Raw genomic sequence first — 22,250 nt, forward strand, 5'->3', positions numbered from 1 at the left:
CACCCGCGGGCCCGAATCCCCGCCGCAGTTACCCCGAACGACGGGTCAGTGGTCGAACGGGCCGGCATACCACCGCGTTCGACCTCGAACGAGTCGTTCGCGGAGTGTCAGCTGTTGGAGCACGAGGGGGCGGATGCCGGAGCGGCCGCTGGGAGACCGACGGCCGGCATCCCGAGGCTCACCGCAGGCTTCCGGGCGCGGTCGGGAGCGTCCTGCAGAGCGGCCCACGCGTCTCCCCCGGCGGTGCGGCGCACGGCATACGCCCCGCCGTGCAGCGCCGAGTCGGCCACCAGGTGGTGCGGCGCCCCGTACGTGACGCCCACGGTCGCGGCGTCACCAGGCCGAGGCACCTCGCCGCCGTCGGGCACCGAGAAGTGCACCAGCCGATTGTCGCGCGCGCGGCCGGAGAGCCGCTTGGTCGCGGCGTCCTTCCGTCCCTCCGACGGGGCGACCAGCACCTCGACGTTCTGGCCCTCGAGGGTGCGGTTCTGCTGCCAGCTCAGCTCGTCCTGCAGGGCCACGAGCCGCTCGAACCGCTCCTGCACGACAGGCTTGGGCACTTGGTGGTCCATCGTGGCGGCCGGCGTGCCGGCCCGGATCGAGTACTGGAAGGTGAAGGCGCTGGAGAACCGGGCCGCCCGCACGACGTCGAGCGTGCCCTGGAAGTCGGACTCTGTCTCACCGGGAAAGCCGACGATGATGTCGGTCGTGATGGCGGCATCCGGGATGTGCTCGCGCACGGAGTCGATGATGCGCAGGAACTTGGCACTGCGGTAGGAGCGCCGCATGTCGCGCAGCACCTTGTCGGAGCCCGACTGCAAGGGCATGTGCAGGCTGGGCATCACGTTCGGGGTCTGCGCCATGGCCAGGATGACGTCGTCGGTGAAGGCGGCCGGATGCGGGCTGGTGAAGCGCACTCGTTCGAGACCGTCGATCTCGCCGCAGGCCCGCAGCAGCTTGCCGAAGGCCAACCGGTCGCCGAACTGCACCCCGTAGGTGTTGACGTTCTGGCCCAGCAGGGTGATCTCGACGACGCCCTGAGCCACCAGAGCCTCGATCTCGGCGAGGATCTCGCCCGGGCGGCGGTCGGCCTCCTTGCCCCTCAGGCTCGGGACGATGCAGAAGGTGCAGGTGTTGTTGCAGCCGACGGAGATGGACACCCAGGCGCTGTAGGCCGAGTCACGCCGGGTCGGCAGGGTCGACGGGAAGACCTCCAGGCTCTCGAGGATCTCGAGCTCGGCTCGCTTGTTGTGAGCGGCCCGGTCGAGCAGCGCCGGCAGAGACCCGATGTTGTGGGTTCCGAAGACGACATCGACCCACGGCGCCCTCTCGAGGATGACTCCGCGGTCCTTCTGAGCCAGGCACCCGCCCACGGCGATCTGCAGGTCGGGGTTCTTCAGCTTGGCCGCCCGCAGCATCCCCAGGTTGCCGTAGAGCTTGTTGTCGGCGTTCTCGCGCACCGCACAGGTGTTGAAGACGACGACATCGGCAGTCTCGGCCCGCTCCCCTGAGGGCAGGCTGGAGAGGTCGATGTACCCCGCGGTCTCGAGCAGCCCGGCGAGGCGTTCGCTGTCATGGACGTTCATCTGACAACCGTGGGTACGCACGTCGTAGGTCTTGGGCGCTGGCGGCATCGAGTCGAGGCTCGGCTGGGTGGTCTGACTTGTCATGGCACCGACAAGGGTACGTGCTGGCGCACGCGGGGCCGGCCCGCGGAATATTTTGACCATGGTCCCCGTTTGCAGATACGATTGATATTTCAACGGTAGCTTACCCAGAAGTACCGCTTCTCCACCCCTCACCCGCAAAGACAAGGATCAACATGGGACTCTTCAGCCGCAGCAAGGAAGACAACGTCGCCGAGGCCTCCTCGGCCGTCTCCGACATCAAGGGCGACTACGACATCGACGCGAGCCACACCACTTTGGGCTTCACCGCCCGCCACGCCATGGTCACCAAGGTGCGCGGTCACTTCGGCGAGTTCGAGGGCACAGCGCACGTCGACACCGAGACGCCCTCCAACAGCTCGGTCACCATCACGATCCAGACGGCCAGCGTCACCACCGGCAACGAGCAGCGTGACGGCCACCTCAAGACCCCTGACTTCTTCGACATCGAGAACTACCCCGAGGCCACCTTCGTGTCGACCTCCGTCGAGCGCGATGGCATCGAGTGGGCCATCACCGGTGACCTCACCATCAACGGCGTCACCAAGTCGGTCACGATCCCCTTCGAGGAGACCGGTTCGGCCAAGGACCCGTTCGGCAACACCCGGGTCGGCTTCGAGGGCGCCGTCAGCATCGACCGCACCGAGTGGAACCTCAAGTTCAACGCAGCGCTCGAGACCGGCGGCGTGCTGGTCAGCGAGAAGGTCAACCTCGAGTTCGACATCTCGGCCATCGCCACCGTGGCAGCCCAGGCCTGACCCAGCAGCATCAAGAGTCCGTGTGACTGCTCCACGGACCCGTGAGGGGCGACGACCGGCTGGTCGTTGCTCCTCACGCACGTCGAGGACCGCTCAGTCGCGTTGGTGCTCGGGCGCACCGGCGATGGCGTCGCGCACCACCGGCCAGGCGATGTCACCGGGATAGCCCTTGCGTGCCAGTAGCGCCGCGAGCCGCCGGGCCTGCACGTCGGGCGCGAGGCCACCCATCGTGCGCATCTTCTTCGCCGCCAGCTGCTCGGCGCGCAGTCGCTCGTCACCTGCCCCCACCTGCTGGAGTGCCTCGTCAGCGAGCTCGGGGTCGATCCCCTGCTGACGCAGCTGATGGGCCAGGGCCCCGCGGGCCAGTCCCTTGCTGGCGTGTTTCTCGCGCACCAACATGCCGGCGTAGGCCTCGTCGTCGATCAGTCCCAGCTCGGTCATGCGATCGAGCACCGTGGCCGCCACGGAGTCGTCACAGCCCCGCTGACGCAGCTTTCTCTCGAGCTGTACCCGGCTTCGCGCCGCCATGCTCAGCTGGCGCAGCACGATCGCCCGAGCCACTGACTCGGCGTCGGCGTCTGGTTTCTCTGCGTCACCCCTCGGGTGGGCGCCCGCCTCGCCGCCGCCGCCCGCATCGTCGCCCGCCTCGCTGCCCGCTTTGTTGGGCCCGGCCGACCGGGACGGCTCGGCGGCGGGTGGCCGCTGCCGCCCCGCTTCCGCTTCGGCGCAGGCCAGCACGGCGGCCGCTCGAGACAGTCGGTCTGCGAGCGACCCGCCACCGCCAGAGCAGCCTGCACCCTCAGCGACCTGCTGCGGAACCACGGTCAGAAGTCGACGGGGACGTCCGAGACCTCAGCGGGCTGGTCGACCCGCGGCCCGACCCCGAGCTTCTCCTTGACCTTCTTCTCGATCTCATCGGCCAGGTCGGGGTTGTCCTTGAGGAAGTTGCGGGCGTTCTCCTTGCCCTGCCCGAGCTGGTCGCCCTCGTAGGTGTACCAAGCACCGGCCTTGCGCACGAAGCCGTGCTCGACGCCCATGTCGATCAGCCCACCCTCACGGGAGATGCCGTGGCCGTAGAGGATGTCGAACTCCGCCTGCTTAAAGGGCGGGCTCACCTTGTTCTTGACGACCTTGACCCGGGTGCGGTTACCCACGGCCTCGGTGCCGTCCTTGAGCGTCTCGATGCGGCGGACGTCGAGGCGCACGGAGGCGTAGAACTTCAGGGCCTTGCCACCGGTGGTGGTCTCGGGCGAGCCGAACATGACGCCGATCTTCTCGCGGAGCTGGTTGATGAAGATCGCCGTGGTGCCGGTGTTGTTGATCGCCCCGGTGAGCTTGCGCAGGGCCTGGCTCATCAGGCGGGCCTGCAGCCCGACGTGGCTGTCACCCATCTCGCCCTCAATCTCGGCCCGCGGCACGAGCGCAGCCACGGAGTCGATGACGATGATGTCGATCGCACCGGAGCGGATCAGCATGTCGGTGATCTCGAGAGCCTGCTCACCGGTGTCGGGCTGGCTCACGAGCAGGGCGTCGGTGTCGACGCCCAACTTCTTGGCGTAGTCGGGGTCGAGCGCGTGCTCGGCGTCGATGAAGGCTGCGATACCGCCCGCCTTCTGCGCATTGGCGATCGCGTGCAGGGCGACCGTCGTCTTTCCCGACGACTCCGGGCCGTAGATCTCGACGACCCGGCCGCGAGGCAGACCCCCGATCCCGAGTGCCACATCGAGGGCGATCGACCCGGTCGGGATGACCGCGATCGGCGGCCGGATGTCGTCGCCCAGACGCATCACGGCGCCCTTGCCGTAGCTCTTCTCGATCTGACCCATCACCGAGGAGAGGGCCTTGTCCTTGTCCATCGTTGCCATGTCGGTCACCTGTCTGCCGTCTTCTCTGCGGTCGTCCAGCTGCGACCCTGGTGGCACCTCGAGAGGTGCCTTCGGGTCAGACGTTAGGCGGCACCACCGACATCGGGTTGTTCCACGAGACGGCCTGTGGACGATGGGTGCAGGGCGGACCACCTGTGGAGAACACTACCGAACAGATGTTCGAGACCATCGCGACACGCCGGTCAGCCGATCGGTCGGTGCAGGGCCCGTTCGAACGCGGAGTACGCCGCGTCCCCGAAGAGCCAGAACCGCACCTCACGCACCCTGGGGTGCGCCGCGAGCGCAGCCTGCACGGCAGCGGTCGCCACGGCGGCGGCCTCCTCGAGCGGGTAGCCGTAGACACCGCAGGAGATCGCCGGAAAGGCGACGACGGCGCAACCAGCGGTGTCGGCCACCTCGATGCTGCACCGGTAGCACGACGCCAGCAGGGCCGCCTCCCCAGCGCCACCGCCGCGCCAGACCGGTCCGACGGTATGGATCACGCGGTCGACGGGCAGCCGTCCCGCGCCGGTGACCTTGGCGTCGCCGGCGATACAGCCACCGAGCTGTCGGCACTCGGCGAGCAGCGCCGGCCCGGCCGCCCGGTGGATCGCGCCGTCGACTCCCCCACCGCCGAGCAGAGTCGAGTTCGCGGCATTGACGATCGCGTCAGCAGCGGCGTCCGTGGTGATGTCACCCCGGTGCAGGGTCACCCGGCCGGATGCCGGCGGGTGCGGTGTGCGGTCGTCGACGGTGCTGTTCATCGACGCCTACGTCGGGGCTTGCGTCGAGGCTTGCGTCGAGGCTTGCGTCGAGGCTCGCGTCGCTGCCGCCGCCCCTGCTGACGCTCCCGGGGCCGCTCGGTCGTCGGCGCCGAGGCGTCTGGCGGGCGGCACGTCCATGTCGTCACACAGGGCGATCCAGACGTCGCGCGGTCGGTCGCCGTCGTCGAGAGCCTGCGCGGCGCTGCGGTTTCCCAGGGCCCCGAGCACATGGTCGCGGGCCAGCGAGCCGGCGTAGGCAGAACCGAACTCGTCGTTCATGAGCATCCAGAAGTGGCTGAGTCGCACCAGAACAGTGTGCCACCGCGGGAACCGCCGGGCCCCGGGTCGCCGTCGAACGGCTGCCCGGAACGCCAGAGAACATCGTTGTGGGCAGGTACCATCTCAGTTCGGCAGACCCTGCGAAACACCAGGGCCCGCCCGCATTCGTCACTGCCAGGGGGAACACCGATGACCGACTCGACCGACTCAACCACGCCACCCACACCGGATCACACGCCGGATCACACACCGGGCCATCCGACCGACAGCAGCACGACCCGGTCGATCCCGACCCACCAGACCCAGGCCATGCCGAGCGGCTACCAGTACCCGCAGACGCCACCGCCCGCCACCGGCACCCCCGAGGCGATCGTTGCCTCCTCCGCTGTCGGGGTCGCGCTCGCCGACGAGGCGCCCGCGAAGGTCTCGGGCCGCAGGGGCGGCAAGCGCGCCGGGCTGCTCGTCGGTGGCCTCGCCGTCGCGCTCGTGCTGGGCGGGGGCGCGGTCTTCGCAGCGCAGAAGCTAAGTGGTGGCGGCGCCCAGCCCGCCGACGTGCTCCCCGGCGACGCCTACCTGTACTTCCGCCTCGACGTCGACCCGTCGGCCGGCCAGAAGATCTCTGCGGTGCGTTTTCTCGACAAGCTTCCGCAGGTCAAGGACAACCTCGGCTCGGGCGACCCGCGACAGAAGCTGTGGGACCTCGTCGTCAAGGACGACACGAAGAACTGCATCTCCAAGCTCACCTACGACCGTGACATCGCTCCTTGGCTCGGCGACCGGGTCGGGGTGGCGCTCCGGCCGGGTGGCACATCCGATGACCCCAACCTCGCGCTGGCTGTGCAGGTCAAGGACGAGGGCAAGGCCCAGGACGTGCTGGGCCGGATGTTCGCGTGCAGCGGCTCCGACCAGACCGACGTACGCATGAAGGACGGCTACGCCATCATCACCCCCAAGGGCAAGGGTGACGCGACCATCAACGCCGTCAACGCGGGCACCCTGGCCGCCAACGCCAACTTCTCGGGAGACATGAGCGCTCTCGGCGAACAGGGCGTCATGTCGATGTGGTTCGACGCCGGCGCCGGCATCCCCGAGGTGCAGAAACTGAGCAAGCAGGCCGCCGGCCTCTCGACCGCGGGCGCCGACGTGAAGGGTCGGGTGGCGGCCGCGGTGCGGTTCGACCCAGGCTACGTCGAGCTCGCCGGGGTCAGCCGGGGCTTCAAGCAGGCGGCGGGAATCAGTGCGATTAAGGGCGACGGCACCCAGCTGGCCAACCTTCCCGACGACACCGTGGCTGCCCTGCACCTGGCCGGTACCGACCAGGTCGTCGACCAGGCCTGGCCTGCGCTGAAGAAGCAGATCGACTCGGCCGCGTCGGGTTCCGGGCAGGGCGACGTGATCGGCCAGCTCGAGAGCCAGCTCGACGTCAAGCTGCCCGACGACCTCAAGGTGCTCCTCGGCAAGTCGATGACCATCGCGCTTCCCGACCAGCAGTTCGGTCAGGATGAGCCCGTCGTCGGCGCCAAGATCGTCTCGAGTGACGCCGCGCGGGCCGACCAGCTCGTCGGCAAGGTTGAGGATGCCGTGGACGCGTCCGGCTTCCTGACCCGCAAGGTCGACGGCGACCGGCTCGTGCTGGCCACGACGCCCGACTACCTGTCGAAGCTGGAGAGCGGCGGCAAGCTCGGTGACTCGGATGCCTTCAAGGCTGCGGTCAGCGACCCGAGCAGCTCGGTCTTCTCGATGTACGTCAACCTCGACAAGCTCGAGAAGCAGTACATCGCCGACGTTCCGGCCGACGCCAGGCCGGCAGTCGAGGCACTGCGCGCCGTGGGCCTCAGCACCTCGGTGACCGGAGCGGGCGAGGGCTCCTTCTCCTTCCGGGTGGTCGGCAACTGAGACCGCGCGCACTGGCTGCCAGGTCTGTGGGCGCCGCTCGGGGCGTCTGACGAGCAGGGCCCCGCTTCGGCGGGGCTCTGTTCGTCATTCGTGGTCGCGGGAGGCCGGCCGTCTCAGTCTCGACGCCAGCCGGAGATGCCCAGGCCGGGCCCGGCCGGTAGTCGAATCTCGTTACCCGAGTAGGCGATCCCACCGACGACAGGCGATCTCGTCGACCACCAGGCGGCATCGAGGTCGCTCACCTCGCTGGTCGGTTCGGCCGCCACCAGCGAGGCAGCGGCCCCCAACCCGATGTGGCTCTCCATCATCGAGCCGACGATCGTGCCCAGGCCCACCTCGCGGGCTCGGCGCAACATGGCCCGGCCGACCGTGAGCGATCCGCACTTGGCCAGCTTGACGTTCACGAGGTCGGCGGCCTGGAGGCGGATGATCCGCTCGAGGTCGAACGGTCCGTAGCACGACTCGTCAGCCATGATCGGCAGCCGTACCCGTGAACGCACCCAGGCGAGGCCCTCGACGTCTTCAGCCACGAGCGGCTGCTCGACGAACGCCACGGCCAGGTCGGCCTCGTCAAGGGCCCGGATGACCGCGACGGCCTCGTCGCGGCTCCAGCCCTGGTTGGCGTCGAGGCGGATGCCGACGCGGTCACCGACCGCCGCCCGCACCGCGGCCACTCGCGCCACGTCGGTCGCCGCGTCGGTGCCGACCTTCATCTTCACCGTCGTGAACCCCTCGGCGACCCGCGTGCGGGCCGTCTCGGCGAGCTGTTCGGCGGCGCCCGCCGAGAGGGTGACGTCGGTGGTCAGCCCCGACGGGAGGCCGACCGCGGCACCGGCTGCCGAGCCACTCAACAGGGCGGCCAAGGTGATGCCCTCCGCCTGCGCGAGCAGATCGTGCAGGGCGGCGTCGACCGCTGCCTTGGCACCGAAGTTGCGAGCCACCGACCGCTGGGCCAGCCCGGCGGCCACCGCCAGAGCCTCCCGGTCACCGAGGTCGTGGCCGACGAGCACCGGCGCGAGCATCGTCTCGATGCAGGCGGTCGCACCGGCCAGCGACTCGCCCGTGACCTGCCACACCTGAGGAGCCTCACCCCATCCGGTGCGCCCGTCGGTGTCGGTGATCGTCACGACAACGGTGTCGGTGGTCTGGGTGCGTCGCAGCGCGGTGACGAACGGGGTGTGCAGGGCCACCGAGGTCGACGTGGCCGACACCGACGCGATGCGTGTCATCGGCCCTGCGTCGGACGCCCCGGGGCCAGGCCAGCGGTAGCAGCGGTAGCAGCGGTTTCGGCGGCGTCGGCGTGGTCGGCCGCCCACACGTCTGACGCGATCGACGCCACGAGGGGAGCCGCCTCTGTCTCGTCGCGGTCGACGGTCGTGCAGATGACCAGGACGAACGCGGGCAGGCCGGGCGGCCAGGCCAGCGCGGCGTCGTGCGAGACCCCGGGAACCCAACCCGACTTGCTCGCCGTCGGGATGCCGGCTGGCAGCCCGGCGGGGATCTGGTCGAGGTGCAGCTGGCGACGAAGCATCGCCTCGACCGGGCCGCACACGGCCTCGCCCCCGAGGGCCGGCTCTCGTCGACCGACAGCGGCCATGAGCAGCCCGAGGTCGGCGGCCGTCACGGTGTTGCTGATGCCCCGCTCACGCGCCACGGCATCCTCGATGCCGCGGCCCACGACCGTGGTCGCTGAGCAGCCGGCATCGGCGAGCACCTGGGCGACGGCCTCGCGCCCGACCAGGTCGAGCAGCAGGTTGGTGGCCAGGTTGCCCGAGTGCGTGATGGCGTGTTCGGCCAGCTGCGCCGCAGCCACCGACCCACCGATGACTGCCCACGTGTCGGGGTCCTGGTCGTCGGTCGGGTCGAGGGAGAACACTGAACCGTCGGCGGCCGAGTGGAACGTGTTGTGCACGGCCACTGGCTGCTCGGGGTGGAGCCGCCCGCTCACGACCAGGCGTTGGAAGGCCAGCACGAGCGGTAGCTTCATCGTCGAGGCCGCGTAGTGACCGGTGTGGGCGTGGCTCGTGTACCGAGCGGTCCCCGACAGGTCGCCGAGCCACACCGAGACGACGGTGTCGTTGCTCTCGGCGCTCACGGCCTCGATGCGCTGCTCGAGCGCGGCGAAGGCCGGCGGTGCCTGGGTCATGAGGGGCGGCTCAGGCGGCTGAGGCGACCGCAGGTGCCACGGGCAGCGGCACCGGCTGCACGAGGCCCTCGGACTCTGCCATTCGCGCCGACACGTCGATCAGCACCGTCGAGAGCGGCAGCTCGAGCGCGCCGCAGATGGAGGACAGCAGCTCGGACGAGGCCTCCTTCTCGCCTCGCTCGACCTCGCTGAGATAGCCCAGCGACACCGAGGCAGTGGCTGACACCTCGCGCAGGGTGCGGCCCTGGGAGCGGCGGCGCTCGCGAAGGACATCGCCGATCTCACGTCGTAGCAGCGTGGTCATGGCTTCCTCCCTCGGTTCGTTCATCGCCTGCTGGTTCTGCGGGCGGCCCAAGATCGTCGGGCCGCACATCGAACAGGTCCACCGTACCCCCACGCTCACCTGACGGCGCAGCGGATTGCTCAGGCACACCCAGCCGTTGGGCCGCCAGGCGCAGCACCGCGTTCACGGTTTCGCGTCGCACGTCGGCCCGTGAACCGTTCAACCACAGTTCGCGCACCGCTGTTCCCGACGGGCCCGCGACGGCCACGTACACCGTGCCGGCCGGCTTTCCCTCGGCCGGCCCGGGCCCTGCGACACCGGTCGTGCTCAGGCCCCACGTGGCCCCGAGACGTGTGCGGGCACCGTCGGCCAGGGTGAGCGCCACGTCGGGGTGCACGGTGCCGACCCGCTCGATGAGCGCGGCGGGCACCCCCAGCAGACTGACCTTGAGGTCGGCAGCGTAGGCCACCACGCCGCCGCGCAGCACGGCCGACGCACCGGGCACGTCAGCGAGGGCAGACGCCACGAGACCGCCGGTCAGGGACTCGGCGACGGCCACCGTCTCACCCACGTCGGTGAGGTGGCGCACGAGGTCGGATGCCGTGGCGCTGGCGTCCCTGCCCTTACCGCAGCTCACGCGTCACACGCATTTCACTCGCGCTTCGCCGCAGCCCGCCGGGCCCGACGAGCCCGGGTGCGCGCGCTCGTCTCACGCAGGGTGACGGCCTTGAAGACGTAGTCGACCCCGCTGACGACCGTGACCACCAGAGCCACTGCGAGGATGCCGTAGGCCCCCCACCTCCACACCTCGGCCAGCGGAAGAACGCTGAGGGGAAAGGTCAGCAACCCCAGCGAGAAGGTCTGGAGCATCGTCTTCAGCTTGCCGCCGCGGCCGGCGGGCATGACCCCGTGCCGGATGACGATGAAGCGCATCAGCGTGATGCCGAACTCGCGCAGGAGGATCACGACGGTCACCCACCACCAGATGTCGCCCAGCAGCGACAACCCGATGAAGGCCATGCCGGTCAGCGCCTTGTCGGCGATCGGGTCGGCCACCTTGCCGAAGTTCGTGACCTGACCGCGGCTTCGGGCCAGCTTGCCGTCGAGGCCGTCGGTGAGGGCGGCGACGGCGAACACGGCCCAGGCCCAGAACCGCCACCAGGGCTGGGCGCCGCTGTCGTGCAGCAGCAGCACCCCGTAGACGGGCACGAGGAGGATGCGCAGCACGGTGAGCGCGTTGGGAACGTTCCAGTCGGTGGGCCGGGGCGCGGGGCCTTCCCCAACGTGCGGGCTCAAGTCGGCTCCGCCACGAGCGCAGCACCACCAGCGGCAGGGACCAGCTCGGCCACGAGGTCGATTCCCTCGCTGTCGACGACCACTGCGCGGAGCAGGTCGCCCACCTCAGGAACCGGAGCGCCGTCGGGGAGCACGACGGCGGTGGTGCCGTCGACGTCGGGCCCCTGGAAGGCCGCACGGCCCGTGACCCGACCGGTCAGCTCGTACTCGTCGACCTCTTCGACGAGCACCTCGACGTGTTCACCGACGCGCTCTTCGGCGCGTTGGGCCATCAGCTCCTCGACGAGGCGCGTGATGCGGTCGAGACGGTCGGCGATGACCTCCGGCGCCAGCTTGGCCGCCAAGGACTCGGCCTCGGTGCCGTCCTCGTCGGAGTAGCCGAACACGCCGACGACATCGAGCCTGGCGTCGACGAGGAAGGCCTCGAGCTCGTCGACATCCGCCTCCGTCTCGCCGGGAAAGCCGACGATGACGTTGCAGCGGATGCCGGCCGTCGGGGCATCCGCGCGCACCTTGGCGAGCAGCTCGAGGAAGGCCTCACGAGAACCGAACCGGCGCATCGAGCGAAGCAGGGGCTCGGACGCGTGCTGGAAGGAGATGTCGTAGTAGGGCACCACGCCCGGGGTGTCGGCCATCGCGCGAAGCAGCCCGGGCCGGATCTCGGCAGGCTGCAGGTAGGAGACCCGCACCCGCTCGATGCCCTCGATGGCGGTCAGCTCGGGCAGCAGCTTCTCGAGCAGGCCGAGGTCGCCGAGATCCTTGCCGTAGGAGGTCGAGTTCTCGGACACGAGGAAGAGCTCTTTCACGCCGCGCTCCGCGAGCCAGCGGCCCTCGGTGATGACGTCGGCCGGGCGCCGCGACACGAAGGCGCCGCGGAACATGGGGATGGCGCAGAACGAGCAGCGTCGGTCGCAGCCGGAGGCGATCTTGAGCGGCGCCCACGGCCGGCCGTCGAGGCGGGCCCGGATGACGCGAGGCCCGGTGGCCGGCACCGACAGGCCACCGTCGACGGCATCCGCGAGCCCCGGCGCATCGGCCGCATCGGCCGCATCGGCCGCATCGGCAGGGTCACCATGACCCGGAGTGGCGACGTGCGCCGCCTGCTCGGGGCGGGCCGCCGGGGTGAGCGGGAGCAGTCGGCGACGGTCGCCCGGGGTGTGACTGGCGATGTGGCCGCCGTCGAGGATGGTCTGCAGGTGGTTGCTCATGTCGCGGTAGGAGTCGAAGCCGAGCACGGCGTCGGCCTCGGGCAGCTGGTCGGCGAGCTGCTCGCCGTAGCGCTCGGCCAGGCAGCCGACGGCCACCACCTTCTGGGTGCGCCCACCCTCACGCTTGAGATCGGAGGCCTCGAGCAGGGCGTCGATGGAGTCCTTCTTGGCCTGCTCGACGAAGCCGCAGGTGTTGACGACCGCGACATCGGCCTCGGAGGCGTCGTCGACCAGACGCCACCCCCCGGCCAGGAGTCGACCGGCGAGCTCCTCCGAATCGACCTCGTTACGGGTACATCCGAGCGTCACGAGCGCGACGCTCTTGTCCGGCGGGGTCATGCGCCCACTCTAGATGGCGCGGTGTTCAATGGCCGACATGGCCGAAGCGATACAACCCGCAGTCAGCGACCCCGTCGACCGCTCCCTCGAGCAGGCTCGCGCACTGCTCGTCGAGCATCCCCTCATCGACGGCCACAACGACCTGGCCTGGGAGCTGCGTCAGCAGGTCGGCTACGACTTCGACCGGCTCGACATCGCGACCGTGCTGGGCACGACGAACCCCGCCCTGCCCCGCCTGCGCTGCGGCGGGGGCGGGGGCCAGTTCTGGTCGGTGTTCGTACCGAGCACGCTGCAGGGTGACGCGGCCGTCGTGGCCACCCTCGAGCAGGTGGATGCCGTGCACCAGATGGTCGAGCGCTACCCCGGCGACCTGGTGCTGACGCGCACGGCCGACGAGGTCGAGGCGGCCACGGCATCCGGGCGGATCGCCTCGCTGCTCGGCGCCGAGGGAGGGCACTCGATCGGGTGCTCGCTCGGGGCGCTGCGGATGCTGCACGCCCTGGGGGTGCGCTACCTGACCCTGACCCACAACGACAACACGCCCTGGGCCGACTCGGCCACCGACCGACCGGCTGCAGGCGGTCTGACCGCGTTCGGCCGCGAGGTGGTGCGCGAGATGAACCGCCTCGGGATGATGGTCGACCTCAGCCATGTCGCGCCGACGACGATGCGGGCGGCCCTCGACGCCGCCGAGGCCCCGGTGATCTTCAGCCACTCCTCCGCCCTCGCCGTCTGCGACACACCGCGCAACGTGCCTGACGACGTGCTCGCCGGCCTGCCCGCCAACGGCGGCACCTGCATGGTGACGTTGGTTCCCGAGTTCGTCTCCCCCGCCACGGCGGCCTGGCGGGTCGAGGCGGCGGCGGCCGCGGCGCAGGTCGGTGTCGACGCTTCCGACTTCGTCGCCTTCCAGCGCTTCAGCGCGTCCTGGTCGGCGCAGCATCCGAAGCCGGACGCCACGATCGAGCAGGTCGTGGCCCATCTCGAGCACGTGCGCGAGGTCGCCGGCATCGACCACATCGGGATCGGTGGCGACTACGACGGCACCGACACCTTTCCGGTGGGGCTCGAAGACGTCAGCGGCTACCCGCGTCTCGTCGCTGCCCTCATCGACCGCCGCTGGTCGCGCGACGACCTGGGCAAGCTCGCACGGGCGAACACGCTGCGCGTGATGCGCGACGTCGAGGCCGTGTCCCGCGACCTGCGGGCGAGTCGCGCGCCCAGCCTGCGCACCATCGCCGAGCTCGACAGCTGATCGACCGACCAGCGGGAAGTAGCCGGCGGCTAGCCGTTGTTGCGGAAGCGGGCGATGGTGAGGCCGACCAGGCGGGCCACGACGAGAGCGACGTAGAGCATGCCGAAGATCTGCTGGAGCAGCATGAACGAGCGCGCGTGGGGCGTGATCGCGTAGACGTCGGACAGCCCGGTGCCCGTCATGTTGGCGATCGAGAGGTAGAGCAGCTCGAACCAGCTGCGGTCGCCGAGAGCACTGACGCCCTTGACCGTGGTGATGATGAACGAGTCGGGGAACAGATGCTGCACGGCCAGGTAGAGATAGGCGAACCCCCAGGCCACCACCGTGAAGGTCGCTCCGGTGGCGTAGAGCTCGTCTCGGGTGACCCAGTTGTCGGCGAACATGTATCGGATCAGCCCGTAGGCGGTGTAGAAGTAGAACAGCGCGTGCAGCACCGATGAGACGAAGATGAGCGTGGGATCGGGGTAGAAGGCCTCCAGCACCGTGAGCACGACGACGGGCAGGCCCAACCCGATGGCCACCCAGGTCAGAGCCGGGGTCGCGCGCGCCGCACGGACCGCGAGAAAGAGCACGAGCAGCCCGAAGATGCCGAACAGGGCCCGCGCGTAGGGGCGGTACTCGCCGGGTGTCGAGGTGTCGAAGTACGGGTAGACGAGGATGCCGAGCAGCTGAACGAAGAGCAGCATCGCGCTGGGCGTCTCGGCGATGCCACGGCGGACGCGGTCGAAACGGCTGGGTGGGCCCGACCTTCGTGGTGACGACGGCCACAGCTCGAGGGAAGCACTCACCTGCGCGACTCTACCGACCGGCGCGTCAAGATCGCGTCAAGAGCCGTCAGCGCGGTGTCAACGGTCCAGGCAGCCGGCGGGGCGCACCGTAGACCTGTCCCATGACCGAAAACATCGTGCTGGCCGTAGCCGGCCTGGCCCTCATCGGCTATCTGGTGTACGTGCTGCTGCACGCGGACCGCTTCTGATGAGCGACACCCTCAGCGGGCTGCTCACGATCGGCGTGCTTGTCGTGGCCCTGGTCGTCGTGCACGTGCCCCTTGGCAACTGGATGGCGAAAGTCTTCACGGACGAACGGCACTGGCGGCCGGAGCGGGTCTTCTACCGGCTCTCGCGCGTCGACGCCTCGTCGGAACAGGGCTGGCGCTCCTACTCGGTGGCCGTGCTCGCCTTCTCGGCCGTCAGCATCGTCGTGCTCTTCCTGCTCATCGCCCTGCAGGGGGTGCTACCACTCGCTCGAGGTGCCGCGATGCACCTCGATACCGCGCTCAACACCGCCGTCTCGTTCGTGACCAACACCAACTGGCAGTCGTACGCCGGTGAGTCGGGCGTCTCTCCCGTGGTGCAGACCCTCGGTCTGACCGTGCAGAACTTCGTGTCGGCAGCCGTCGGTCTGTCGGTGGCCGTGGCACTGGTGCGCGGGCTGGCCCGCTCGGGCGGCGCCACCATCGGCAACTTCTGGGTCGACCTCGTGCGGAGCGTCGTTCGCGTGCTGCTGCCCATCGCTGTCGTCGGTGCGGTGCTGCTGCTGCTGGGCGGCGTCATCTCGAACCTCGCCGAGCCCACGACCATCACCACGGTCTCGGGTGGCCAGCAGGTGATCCAGGGCGGGCTGGTGGCCTCGCAGGAAGCGATCAAGGAGCTCGGCACCAACGGTGGCGGGTACTTCAACGCCAACTCGGCCCATCCGTTCGAGAACCCGAACGCCCTCACCAACCTGCTCGAGATCTTCCTCATCCTCGTCATCCCCTTCTCACTGCCACGCACCTACGGCGTGCTCGTGGGCGACCGCCGCCAGGGCTTCGCCGTGGCCGGCCTGATGGCCGCCCTCTGGGGCATCATGCTCACCGTCATCACATGGTCTGAGGTGCACTCGGCCGCCGGCCCACTGGGTTCCCTGGAGGGCAAGGAGGTGCGCTTCGGCCCGTGGGCCTCCAGCCTGTTCGCCGCGAGCACCACCGGCACCTCGACCGGCGCCGTCAACTCGTTGCACGAGAGCTACAGCGCACTCGGCGGCGGCGGGGCGCTGTTCTCGATGCTGCTCGGCGAGATCTCTCCCGGTGGGGTGGGCACCGGCCTCTACGGCGCGCTGCTGATCGCGATCCTCACCGTGTTCATCTCCGGGCTCATGGTCGGGCGCACCCCCGAGATCCTCGGCAAGTCGATCGGCCGGCGGGAGATCACCCTCACGGCCCTGGCCCTGCTGGTGATGCCGGCGCTCGTGCTCGTCTTCACCGGCATCGGGCTCGTTCTTCCGAACGTGAGGGCGCAGATGCTCGCGTCTGGCCCCCATGGTCTCACCGAGGTGATGTACGCCTACGCCTCGGCCTCGAACAACAACGGCAGCGCCTTCGCCGGTTTCTCGGCCGACGCCCCCTACACCAACCTCACCCTCGCGCTGTGCATGCTGCTCGGCCGGTTCGTGACCATCGCGCTCGTGCTGGCCCTGGCCGGCTCGCTCGTGGCGCAACGTCGCCGCCCGGCCACCTCCGGCACCCTGCCCACCCACTCACCCACCTTCGTGGGCCTGCTCGTCGGGATCTCACTCGTCGTCTCCGGACTGACGTTCTTCCCCGCGCTGGCCCTCGGTCCCCTCGCGGAGGCACTCGCATGACCCAGACGACCGACCGGCCGGCCGCCCCGACACCTGGCTCGAGCACCGCGACCCTGCTCCGGCAGATGCTCGCCACCCTCCCCCAGGCCTTCGTCAAGCTCGACCCTCGCCACGTCTGGCGCAGCCCCGTCGTCTTCGTCGTCTGGGTCGGCTCGCTGCTCACCACCGTGTTCGCCGTGGTCAGCCCTTCGTGGTTCGCCTGGCTGATCACCATCTGGCTGTGGGCGACGGTCGTGTTCGCCAACCTGGCCGAGGCGGTGGCCGAAGGTCGCGGCAAAGCCCAGGCCGCCACCCTGCGGGCCACCCGCACCGACACGATCGCCCACCGTCGGGGCGCCGGCGGCGTGGTGGAGGAGGTGTCAGCCGCCGACCTCACCATCGGTGACCTCGTGGTCGTCCACCCCGGCGAGGTCATCCCCGGCGACGGCGACGTCGTCGAGGGCATGGCCACGGTCGACGAGTCGGCCATCACCGGGGAGTCGGCGCCCGTCATCCGCGAGTCGGGGGGCGACCGGTGCGCCGTCACCGGCGGCACCACCGTGCTGTCCGACGGCATCGTGGTCAAGGTGACGACGCGACCCGGTGAGAGCTTCATCGACCGCATGATCGCTCTCGTCGAGGGCGCGGCCCGCCAGAAGACCCCGAACGAGATCGCTCTGACGATCCTGCTCACGACTCTGACGATCATCTTCCTGCTGGCCGTGATGGCGCTGCAGCCGTTGGCGATCTACTCCGGCTCGGCCCAGACGCCGATCGTGCTCATCGCCCTGCTCGTGTGTCTCATCCCGACCACCATCGGCGCTCTGCTCTCGGCCATCGGCATCGCCGGCATGGACCGGCTCGTGCAGCGCAACGTGCTGGCCATGTCGGGTCGAGCCGTCGAGGCTGCCGGCGACGTGTCGACCCTGCTGCTCGACAAGACCGGCACCATCACCTTCGGCAACCGTCGGGCCACGCAGCTGCTCGCCGCTCCCGACCTGGGCACCGAAGAGATCACCCGGGTGGCCTACCTCAGCTCGCTCGCCGACGAGACTCCAGAGGGCCGTTCGATCGTGGAGCTCGCGGCCCTTACCCTCACGGACGGCGAGCGCGCCGAGCTCGACGAGAAGACCGAGCAGGGCTGCGAGTTCGTCGCCTTCACGGCCCAGACCCGCATGTCGGGTGTCGACCTGGCGTCGGGGCTGGCCGTGCGCAAGGGTGCGTCCGACTCGGTGCTGCGCTGGGTGCGGGACAACGGCGGTCAGGTACCGCAGGGGGTGCTCACCGATGTCGACGCCATCGCCACCTCGGGCGGTACGCCGCTCGTCGTCGCGAGCCATGAGCCCGGCCGCACTGCCCGAGCCCTCGGCGTCGTGCACCTCAAGGACGTCGTCAAGCCGGGCATGAAGGAGCGCTTCGCGCAGCTGCGCGCCATGGGGATCAAGACCGTCATGATCACGGGCGACAACCCGCTGACGGCCAGGTCGATCGCCGCGGAAGCGGGGGTCGACGACTATCTCGCCGAGGCGACCCCGGAAGACAAGATGGCCCTGATCAAAAAAGAGCAGGAGGGCGGACGCCTCGTGGCGATGACCGGGGACGGCACCAACGACGCTCCCGCTCTCGCCCAGTCAGACGTGGGTGTCGCCATGAACACCGGCACGTCGGCCGCGAAGGAGGCGGCCAACATGGTCGACCTCGACAGCGACCCGACGAAGCTCATCGACATCGTCTCCATCGGCAAGCAGCTGCTCATCACCCGCGGCGCCCTCACGACGTTCTCGATCGCCAACGACATCGCGAAGTACTTCGCGATCATCCCTGCGATGTTCGTCGTGCTCTTTCCCGGTCTCGACGCCCTCAACATCATGGGTCTGTCGACGCCCACATCGGCCATACTCTCGGCCGTCATCTTCAACGCGCTCATCATCATCGCGTTGATTCCCTTGTCGCTTCGGGGAGTTCGGTACCGACCCTCTAGCAGCACCGCCCTGCTGCGCCGCAACATCCTGCTCTACGGCGTGGGCGGAATCATCGCGCCGTTCATCGGCATCAAGCTGATCGACCTGCTCGTCAGCCACCTTCCCGGAATGATGTGATCATCGTGACCTCCTTCATCAGACAGTCCGTCGCCGGGCTTCGCGCCCTGCTCGTGTTGACCGTCGTGCTCGGCCTGCTCTACCCCGCACTGGTGTGGGGCGTCGGCCAGGCGGTCGGGCGCAGCCAGGCCGCCGGCTCTCTTGTGACCGTCGACGGTGCCGTCGTCGGCTCGAGCCTCATCGGGCAGGAGTGGAAGGGCGAGAAGTGGTTCCACTCCCGTCCCTCAGCCGGCGACTACACCGGCGATGTCAGCGGGGGGTCGAACCTGGGCCACGGCCCCGACCTCGACGCGGCCGTGGCCGAGCGCGCCAAGCAGGCCGGCATCCCGGTGCAGGGCTCGCCCGCCGACGCGCTCACCGCGTCGGCAAGTGGCCTCGACCCGCACGTCACTCCCGAGAACGCAGCCCAGCAGGTGGCTCGGGTGTCGGCGGCCCGCGGCCTGCCGGCATCCGACGTGCAGCGCCTCGTCGACGAGCACACCCAGGGCCGAACCCTCGGCTTTCTGGGTGAACCGCGGGTCAACGTGCTGCAGCTCAACCTCGCTCTCCAGGGTCTGACGACCGCGGCGACCGGCTGAGACTGGCAGGATCGGCGTCATGGCACGTGGGCAGCTGCGCATCTACCTCGGGGCCGCTCCCGGGGTGGGCAAGACGGTCGCCATGCTCGACGAGGCGCACCGCCGCGTCGAGCGAGGCACCGATCTGGTGGTGGGGTACATCGAGACGCACGACCGGCCGTACACCCACGCCCTGGTCGAGGGTCTCGAGGTGCTGCCGCGCCGGGTCTTCGAGCACCGTGGCTCGCAGCTGCTCGAGCTCGACACCGAGGCTCTGATCGCCCGCCGCCCGCAGGTCGCCCTCGTCGACGAGCTGGCTCACACGAACGCCCCCGGGTCGAAGCACGACAAGCGCTGGCAGGACGTCGAAGACCTGCTGGAGGCCGGCATCGACGTGCTCTCGACCGTCAACATCCAGCACCTCGAGTCGCTCAACGACGTGGCCAGGGCCATCACGGGGGTGCGTCAACGCGAGACCGTGCCCGACCAGGTGGTGCGCCGGGCCGAACAGATCGAGCTGGTCGACATGACCCCGGAAGCGTTGCGCCGCAGGATGGCTCACGGAAACGTCTACCGGGCCGAGAAGGTCGACGCGGCGCTGGCGAACTACTTTCGGGTCGGTAACCTCGCGGCCCTGCGTGAGATCGCCCTGCTGTGGTTGGCCGACCGCGTCGACGAGGCGATGGAGCGCTACCGGGCCGCACAGGGCATCGACCGGCAGTGGCCGACCCGCGAACGGGTCGTCGTGGCGCTGACCGGTGGCGGAGAGAGCGAGACCCTGCTGCGCCGCGGGGCGAGGATCGCGACCCGCTCTGCGGGAGGCGACCTCATCGCGTGTCACGTCCGTTCGGCGGACGGGCTGGCGGTCGACGACCCTGCCGCCATCGAGCGCCTGCGGCGGCTCACCACCGACCTCGGCGGCGAGTTCCACGACGTCTCGGGGCATGACGTCGCCTCGGCGATCCTCGACCATGCCCGCGGCGCGAACGCCACCCAGATCGTGGTGGGCGTCAGCCGACGCAGCCGGTGGCAGGCGGTGCTGCGCCCCAGCATCGCCTCGGAGGTCGCCGACCGGTCTGGCGACATCGACGTGCACCTCGTCTCACACGAGAACTCCCGGGTCGGGCGCAGGAGCCGGCGCGTCGGAGCCCTGCCGCGATCACGAGTGCTGGCCGGCTGGGGTCTCGCGACGCTCGGTCTGGGTCTGCTGACCGCCCTGCTCATCGGGAGCAACGAACCCGAGGCCCTCTCACTCGACCTGCTGCTCTATCTGGCCCTGACCGTGGCGTGTGCGCTCGTGGGCGGCATCTGGCCGGCCCTGTTCTGCGCCGTCGCCGGTTCGGTCGCCGTCAACTGGTTCTTCACCGACCCGGTGGGCACCCTTTCGATCAGTGACCCTCCGAACGCGCTGGCCCTGCTGGTCTTCGTGCTCGTCGCGATGGGCGTGTCGTCGGTGGTGAACGTCGCTGCTCGTCGCGCCGAGCAGGCGCAGGCCGCGCAGCGCGAGTCCAGTGCACTGGCTTCGCTGAGCCGCGACCTGCTGGCACAGCCCAAGCCGCTGCCGGTGCTGCTCGACAAGGCCACGGCCGCCCTCGGCATGCGCAGCGCCGTGATCGCCACGCCCTCCCCCGGCGGACTCACCATCGTGGCCAGCAACCAGCCCGGAACCGAGGTCGGTGACCTCCTGCCCGCCGGTCAGGACTGGGCCGTCGACACCGCCCTCGACGACGGCGCCCACCTGCTGCTGGACGGCCCACCCGTCGCCGCCGAGAACCAACGCCTCGTCGGAGCCTATGCCGCTCACGCCCTCATCCTGCTCGCCCGCGAAGAGCAGTCGCGCGCCGCCAAGGAGGCGGCCGGCCTGGCCCGCGACAACGCGGCCCGCACCACGTTGCTCGCGGCCGTGTCGCACGACCTGCGCACCCCGTTGTCGAGCATCAAGGCAGGGGTCTCGATGCTGCGACAGACAAGCGTCTCGTTGCCGGAGAGCGACCGGGCCGAGCTGCTCGAGTCGGTCGAGGACTCGGCCGACCGGCTCGATGCCCTCATCGGCAACCTGCTCGACCTCTCCCGTCTCGAGACCGGCATGGTCAAACCGCACGCCCACGAGATCGACCTGCTCGACGCGGTGCACGCCACCGTGCGCACCACCACGGCGCCGGCGCGGGTCGACGTCGCCCTCGACCACGACCTGCCGGCGGTCGTCGCCGATCTCGGGCTGCTCGACCGGGTGGTCGCCAACGTTGTCGAGAACGCCCTTCGACACAGTGCGGGCGCCGACGTGCGCATCACGGCCAGCCGCATCATCGACACGGTCCAGCTTCGTGTGAGCGACCAGGGCCCCGGTGTCGACGACGCCGACAAGGAGCGGATCTTCGCCGCCTTTCAGCGTGCCGGTGATGCACCCCAGGGTGACGGGCTGGGTCTCGGGCTCGCGGTGGCCCGTGGTCTCATGACCGTGATGGGCGGCACCCTGGTGCCGGAGGACACTCCTGGAGGGGGGCTGACCATGGTGATGGAGCTGCCAGTGGCCGACGCGAGCCTGCGGTGAGCACGGTTCTCGTCGTCGACGACGACCCACGGCTGCAGCGCACCCTGTCGATCGCGCTGCGCGCCCACTCGCACCACGTGTTGACGGCCAATGACGGTCGAACCGCACTCGCCGTGGTCGCCGAGGAGTCGCCCGACGTCGTGATCCTCGACCTCGGGTTGCCCGACCTCGACGGTACCGAGGTGCTGCGCCGCATCCGGCAGACCTCGCTGGTGCCCGTCATCGTGTTGTCGGCCCGACACGAGTCCGACGACAAGGTCGAGGCCCTCGACCTCGGCGCCGACGACTACGTGACCAAGCCGTTCGGCGTCGAGGAGCTGCTGGCCAGGGTGCGGGCCGCGGGTCGGCGGGCCGGCGACATCGGTCGGCAGCTCGGCGTCATCGAGACCTCCCACTTCACCCTCGACTTCGCCGAGCGCAGAGCCGTGGTCGCCGGTCGGGACATCCGCCTCACCCCGACGGAGTGGCGGGTGCTCGAAGCACTGTGCCGAGAGCCCGGCCACCTCGTGACGCAGCAAGACCTGCTGCGTTCGGTCTGGGGACCGTCCTACGGGCGCGAGTCCAACTACCTCCGTGTCTACGCCAACCAGCTGCGTCGCAAGCTCGAGCCCGACCCTGCCGTTCCCCGCCACCTGATCACCGAGCCGGGTCTCGGCTACCGCTTCGTGCTCTGAACCGGGCCTCGC

At 69.8% G+C, this 22,250-nt stretch carries 21 protein-coding genes; 9 read left to right on the forward strand and 12 right to left on the reverse strand.

The features are described 5' to 3' along the window. Positions 1–107: 107 nt before the first annotated feature. Entirely contained in the window at positions 108–1,670 is a 1,563-nt protein-coding gene (gene miaB / locus BA895_RS09625) for a tRNA (N6-isopentenyl adenosine(37)-C2)-methylthiotransferase MiaB (RefSeq protein WP_083283168.1), read from the reverse strand. Between the two features lie 152 nt (positions 1,671–1,822). Between miaB and BA895_RS09630 the strand changes: the two genes are divergently transcribed. After that, a complete protein-coding gene (locus tag BA895_RS09630) occupies positions 1,823–2,425 on the forward strand; it encodes a YceI family protein (protein ID WP_070191673.1) in 603 nt (200 codons plus the stop codon). 93 nt (positions 2,426–2,518) lie between these two features. Here the strand turns inward: BA895_RS09630 and BA895_RS24435 are convergent, their stop codons facing one another. The 4 genes from BA895_RS24435 to BA895_RS09650 form a co-directional block, all read right to left on the reverse strand. Beyond that, positions 2,519–3,247, reverse strand: coding sequence for a regulatory protein RecX (locus BA895_RS24435; RefSeq protein ID WP_254666405.1), 729 nt, complete (start codon positions 3,245–3,247; stop codon positions 2,519–2,521). A 2-nt stretch (positions 3,248–3,249) separates the two neighbouring features. Continuing rightward, positions 3,250–4,290: a recombinase RecA gene (recA, locus tag BA895_RS09640; protein ID WP_070191981.1), complete on the reverse strand. Its 1,041-nt coding sequence runs from the start codon at positions 4,288–4,290 to the stop codon at positions 3,250–3,252. A 203-nt stretch (positions 4,291–4,493) separates the two neighbouring features. Next, positions 4,494–5,054: an O-acetyl-ADP-ribose deacetylase gene (locus BA895_RS09645; RefSeq protein ID WP_070191674.1), complete on the reverse strand. Its 561-nt coding sequence runs from the start codon at positions 5,052–5,054 to the stop codon at positions 4,494–4,496. Positions 5,055–5,060: 6 nt separating this feature from the next. Next, a complete protein-coding gene (locus tag BA895_RS09650) occupies positions 5,061–5,360 on the reverse strand; it encodes a DUF3046 domain-containing protein (protein WP_083283169.1) in 300 nt (99 codons plus the stop codon). 162 nt (positions 5,361–5,522) lie between these two features. Between BA895_RS09650 and BA895_RS09655 the strand changes: the two genes are divergently transcribed. Continuing rightward, positions 5,523–7,229 (forward strand): DUF3352 domain-containing protein, encoded by a 1,707-nt coding sequence (locus BA895_RS09655; RefSeq protein WP_070191675.1) that lies wholly within the window; start codon positions 5,523–5,525, stop codon positions 7,227–7,229. A gap of 113 nt (positions 7,230–7,342) precedes the next feature. Here the strand turns inward: BA895_RS09655 and BA895_RS09660 are convergent, their stop codons facing one another. From BA895_RS09660 to rimO, 6 genes are read right to left on the reverse strand one after another with little or no spacing between them, the layout of a single operon-like run. Next, positions 7,343–8,458: a mandelate racemase/muconate lactonizing enzyme family protein gene (locus tag BA895_RS09660; RefSeq protein ID WP_070191676.1), complete on the reverse strand. Its 1,116-nt coding sequence runs from the start codon at positions 8,456–8,458 to the stop codon at positions 7,343–7,345. Next, the gene (locus BA895_RS09665; RefSeq protein ID WP_070191677.1) at positions 8,455–9,375 is read right to left on the reverse strand and encodes a serine hydrolase; all 921 of its coding nucleotides are present in this window, start codon (positions 9,373–9,375) and stop codon (positions 8,455–8,457) included. The genes BA895_RS09660 and BA895_RS09665 overlap by 4 nt, the downstream gene beginning before the upstream one ends. Before the next feature lie 10 nt (positions 9,376–9,385). Beyond that, on the reverse strand, positions 9,386–9,679 hold the full coding sequence (locus BA895_RS09670; RefSeq protein WP_070191678.1) for a helix-turn-helix domain-containing protein: 294 nt from the start codon (positions 9,677–9,679) through the stop codon (positions 9,386–9,388). Next, positions 9,657–10,295 carry a CinA family protein gene (locus BA895_RS09675; protein WP_070191679.1) on the reverse strand — a complete coding sequence of 213 codons (639 nt, stop codon included), beginning with the start codon at positions 10,293–10,295 and terminating at the stop codon, positions 9,657–9,659. The genes BA895_RS09670 and BA895_RS09675 overlap by 23 nt, the downstream gene beginning before the upstream one ends. 14 nt (positions 10,296–10,309) lie before the next feature. Beyond that, positions 10,310–10,954, reverse strand: a complete 645-nt coding sequence (pgsA, locus tag BA895_RS09680; RefSeq protein WP_070191680.1) for a CDP-diacylglycerol--glycerol-3-phosphate 3-phosphatidyltransferase — start codon at positions 10,952–10,954, stop codon at positions 10,310–10,312. After that, entirely contained in the window at positions 10,951–12,501 is a 1,551-nt protein-coding gene (rimO, locus tag BA895_RS09685; protein ID WP_070191681.1) for a 30S ribosomal protein S12 methylthiotransferase RimO, read from the reverse strand. Before rimO ends, pgsA begins: the two co-directional genes overlap by 4 nt. Before the next feature lie 37 nt (positions 12,502–12,538). Between rimO and BA895_RS09690 the strand changes: the two genes are divergently transcribed. Next, positions 12,539–13,756 (forward strand): dipeptidase, encoded by a 1,218-nt coding sequence (locus BA895_RS09690; RefSeq protein ID WP_070191983.1) that lies wholly within the window; start codon positions 12,539–12,541, stop codon positions 13,754–13,756. Between the two features lie 29 nt (positions 13,757–13,785). Here BA895_RS09690 and BA895_RS09695 read toward each other — a convergent pair whose 3' ends face one another. Further along, a complete protein-coding gene (locus BA895_RS09695) occupies positions 13,786–14,544 on the reverse strand; it encodes an ion channel (RefSeq protein WP_083283170.1) in 759 nt (252 codons plus the stop codon). Between the two features lie 101 nt (positions 14,545–14,645). On the opposite strand from BA895_RS09695, the gene kdpF reads away from it, so the two are divergent. The 6 genes from kdpF to BA895_RS09725 are packed head-to-tail and all read left to right on the forward strand — an operon-like array spanning position 14,646 to position 22,238. Continuing rightward, positions 14,646–14,732, forward strand: a complete 87-nt coding sequence (gene kdpF, locus BA895_RS24900; RefSeq protein WP_070191683.1) for a K(+)-transporting ATPase subunit F — start codon at positions 14,646–14,648, stop codon at positions 14,730–14,732. After that, positions 14,732–16,378 carry a potassium-transporting ATPase subunit KdpA gene (gene kdpA / locus BA895_RS09705; protein WP_070191684.1) on the forward strand — a complete coding sequence of 549 codons (1,647 nt, stop codon included), beginning with the start codon at positions 14,732–14,734 and terminating at the stop codon, positions 16,376–16,378. The genes kdpF and kdpA overlap by 1 nt, the downstream gene beginning before the upstream one ends. Then, entirely contained in the window at positions 16,375–18,456 is a 2,082-nt protein-coding gene (kdpB, locus tag BA895_RS09710) for a potassium-transporting ATPase subunit KdpB (protein ID WP_083283171.1), read from the forward strand. Before kdpA ends, kdpB begins: the two co-directional genes overlap by 4 nt. Beyond that, entirely contained in the window at positions 18,456–19,034 is a 579-nt protein-coding gene (gene kdpC / locus BA895_RS09715; RefSeq protein WP_371327709.1) for a potassium-transporting ATPase subunit KdpC, read from the forward strand. The genes kdpB and kdpC overlap by 1 nt, the downstream gene beginning before the upstream one ends. A 19-nt stretch (positions 19,035–19,053) precedes the next feature. After that, a complete protein-coding gene (locus BA895_RS09720) occupies positions 19,054–21,564 on the forward strand; it encodes a DUF4118 domain-containing protein (protein ID WP_070191685.1) in 2,511 nt (836 codons plus the stop codon). Continuing rightward, a complete protein-coding gene (locus BA895_RS09725; RefSeq protein WP_070191686.1) occupies positions 21,561–22,238 on the forward strand; it encodes a response regulator in 678 nt (225 codons plus the stop codon). Before BA895_RS09720 ends, BA895_RS09725 begins: the two co-directional genes overlap by 4 nt. Positions 22,239–22,250: the final 12 nt, after the last annotated feature.

Source organism: Humibacillus sp. DSM 29435 (assembly GCF_001758225.1).
Taxonomy (GTDB): domain Bacteria; phylum Actinomycetota; class Actinomycetes; order Actinomycetales; family Dermatophilaceae; genus DSM-29435.

Excerpts from the sequence above, each read along its gene's own strand:
- BA895_RS09690 (WP_070191983.1), top strand. The coding sequence starts at position 12,539 with ATGGCCGAAGCGATACAACCCGCAGTCAGCGACCCCGTCGACCGCTCC.
- miaB (WP_083283168.1), bottom strand. The coding sequence starts at position 1,670 with ATGACAAGTCAGACCACCCAGCCGAGCCTCGACTCGATGCCGCCAGCG.
- BA895_RS09665 (WP_070191677.1), bottom strand. The coding sequence starts at position 9,375 with ATGACCCAGGCACCGCCGGCCTTCGCCGCGCTCGAGCAGCGCATCGAG.
- BA895_RS09660 (WP_070191676.1), bottom strand. The coding sequence starts at position 8,458 with ATGACACGCATCGCGTCGGTGTCGGCCACGTCGACCTCGGTGGCCCTG.
- BA895_RS09670 (WP_070191678.1), bottom strand. The coding sequence starts at position 9,679 with ATGACCACGCTGCTACGACGTGAGATCGGCGATGTCCTTCGCGAGCGC.
- kdpA (WP_070191684.1), top strand. The coding sequence starts at position 14,732 with ATGAGCGACACCCTCAGCGGGCTGCTCACGATCGGCGTGCTTGTCGTG.
- recA (WP_070191981.1), bottom strand. The coding sequence starts at position 4,290 with ATGGCAACGATGGACAAGGACAAGGCCCTCTCCTCGGTGATGGGTCAG.
- BA895_RS09720 (WP_070191685.1), top strand. The coding sequence starts at position 19,054 with ATGGCACGTGGGCAGCTGCGCATCTACCTCGGGGCCGCTCCCGGGGTG.
- BA895_RS09645 (WP_070191674.1), bottom strand. The coding sequence starts at position 5,054 with ATGAACAGCACCGTCGACGACCGCACACCGCACCCGCCGGCATCCGGC.
- kdpF (WP_070191683.1), top strand. The coding sequence starts at position 14,646 with ATGACCGAAAACATCGTGCTGGCCGTAGCCGGCCTGGCCCTCATCGGC.
- rimO (WP_070191681.1), bottom strand. The coding sequence starts at position 12,501 with ATGACCCCGCCGGACAAGAGCGTCGCGCTCGTGACGCTCGGATGTACC.
- BA895_RS09630 (WP_070191673.1), top strand. The coding sequence starts at position 1,823 with ATGGGACTCTTCAGCCGCAGCAAGGAAGACAACGTCGCCGAGGCCTCC.
- BA895_RS09655 (WP_070191675.1), top strand. The coding sequence starts at position 5,523 with ATGACCGACTCGACCGACTCAACCACGCCACCCACACCGGATCACACG.
- kdpB (WP_083283171.1), top strand. The coding sequence starts at position 16,375 with ATGACCCAGACGACCGACCGGCCGGCCGCCCCGACACCTGGCTCGAGC.